The sequence below is a fragment of the Alcanivorax sp. genome (genome assembly GCF_014762765.1).
GTDB lineage: Bacteria > Pseudomonadota > Gammaproteobacteria > Pseudomonadales > Alcanivoracaceae > Alcanivorax.
Window position 1 is genome coordinate 44,899 of record NZ_JABURH010000189.1, and the last position, 1,982, is coordinate 46,880.

Annotated in this window: 3 protein-coding genes; all 3 read left to right on the plus strand. The window is 61.4% G+C overall.

Features of this window, described 5'->3' with window-relative positions; translation table 11 throughout:
• On the plus strand, window positions 1-141 hold a 141-nt coding region (locus HUJ17_RS14635), incomplete at its 5' end, for an aminomethyltransferase beta-barrel domain-containing protein (RefSeq protein WP_366471187.1).
• Complete coding sequence (gene hflD / locus HUJ17_RS14640) at window positions 138-776, plus strand: high frequency lysogenization protein HflD (RefSeq protein ID WP_290511389.1); 639 nt, start codon at window positions 138-140, stop codon at window positions 774-776. The genes HUJ17_RS14635 and hflD, both read left to right, overlap by 4 nt.
• A gap of 283 nt (window positions 777-1,059) precedes the next feature.
• On the plus strand, window positions 1,060-1,982 hold a 923-nt coding region (gene purB / locus HUJ17_RS14645; RefSeq protein WP_290511390.1), incomplete at its 3' end, for an adenylosuccinate lyase.

Consider the following 1,982-nt stretch of genomic DNA (forward strand, 5'->3'; position numbering starts at 1 on the left):
TGCACCGTTAGCGATGCCGGCAATGGCCGTGTCCACGTGCTGTTTGACGAGCCCCAGCGTGCCGTCACGCCGGGCCAGTCCGTGGTGTTCTACGATGGCCCCGTATGCCTGGGTGGTGCAGTGATTGAGGAGACCGCATGAGCGAACGCTTCAGCCCGCAGCAGCAGCAAATTCTGGCCCTGGCCGCGGTCTTTCAGGCCGCCCAGCTGGCCGATGACATTGCCCTGCGCGGCGACTGCGACCCGCGCGCCTTTGAAGCCCTGATCCATGGCGTCATGGCCCTGGACGCGGACAGCTTTGACGCCATCTACCCGCAGCCAGCCCTGCTCCGCGATGGCGTCAGCCTCCTTAACCGCAGCCTCAACCGGGACTCAGCCGGCGGCAACCTGCGCCCGCTCAATTACGGCCTGGCCTTGTTGCACCTGGCTGCCAAGCTGCGCAAGAGCGATGACACCGTGAATATCCTGCGCCACCGTCTCAAGGCACTGGATGGCCAACAGGCCCATTTCAGCAGTGTCCGTGATGATGCCTTCTGCCACCGACTAGCCGGCATCTATGTGGACACTCTGGGCACCTTCCGCTTTCGTATCCAGGTAAAGGGCGAACCGGCCCACCTGCAGGACGAAAACAAGGCCGCCCGGGTGCGTGCCCTGTTCCTGGCGGGCGTGCGCGCTGCCTTCCTCTGGCACCAGCTCGGCGGCCGCCGCTGGCATTTACTGTTCCAGAGAAAGCAGCTTTTGAGTGCCATAGAGTCTATAGATATCAATAACTTGTGAATCAATATTAAAGTAGACTGCAAGATCGGCGCTTGCGCATCGAACCGCGCGCCAGCGCCGGAATCGCCCGAAGGCCGATCCAGTGAATCAAAGCCCTGCACATCTCCAGGAACGCTTGCCCCAACCCTCTCGCGCTGTCGCCTCGCTTCGCGAGGTTCGCCCCTCAAGCGGGGCTCCTACGGGTGGCATCCGCTAACCCGGCAAACAACAACGCAGCCTTTACAGTTTTACGGTATCATTGCGCCGCTTTTACCCTCACGGAAACGATTCGGGAGCCATTTACATGTCCAGCCTCACCTCTCTGACTGCCATTTCACCGGTCGATGGCCGCTATGCCGGCAAGGTGGATGCCCTGCGCCAAACCACCAGTGAATACGGCCTTATCCGCTTCCGCGTGCACGTGGAAGTGAGCTGGCTGGAACAGCTCGCCCACGACAAGAACATCCCCGAAGTGCCGTTGATGAGCGGCCAGGCTGCCTGGCACCTGCGCGGCGTTACCCGCGATTTCGACGTGCAGCATGCCGAACGCATCAAGGCCATCGAAGCTACCACCAACCATGACGTGAAGGCGGTGGAATACTTCATCAAGGAACAGATGGCCGAACACGAAGAGCTGGCCGGCATGAGCGAATTCGTTCACTTCGCCTGCACCAGTGAGGACATCAACAACCTGTCCTACTCCCTGATGCTCAAGGAAGCCCGGGAAATCCTGCTGCCGAAGATGGACCAGGTGATCAGTGCCATCCGCCGCCAGGCCCACGCCCAGGCCGACCAGCCCATGCTGTCGCGCACCCATGGGCAGTCCGCCTCCCCCACTACTGTGGGCAAGGAAATGGCCAATGTGGTGGCTCGCCTGCAACGCCAGCGCGACCAATTCGCCGCCGTGGAACTGCTGGGCAAGATCAACGGTGCCGTGGGCAACTACAACGCCCACCTGTCCGCCTACCCGGACGTGGACTGGGAAGCCTTTGCCCGCCGCTTCGTGGAAGGTCTGGGGCTCACCTTCAACCCCTACACCACCCAGATCGAACCCCACGATTGCGTGGCGGAATACTTCCACGCGCTGATGCGCTTCAACACCATCCTCCTCGACTTCGACCGGGACGTGTGGGGCTATATCTCTCTTGGTTACTTCAAGCAGAAGACCGTGGAAGGCGAAGTGGGCTCCTCCACCATGCCGCACAAGGTCAACCCCATCGACTTCGA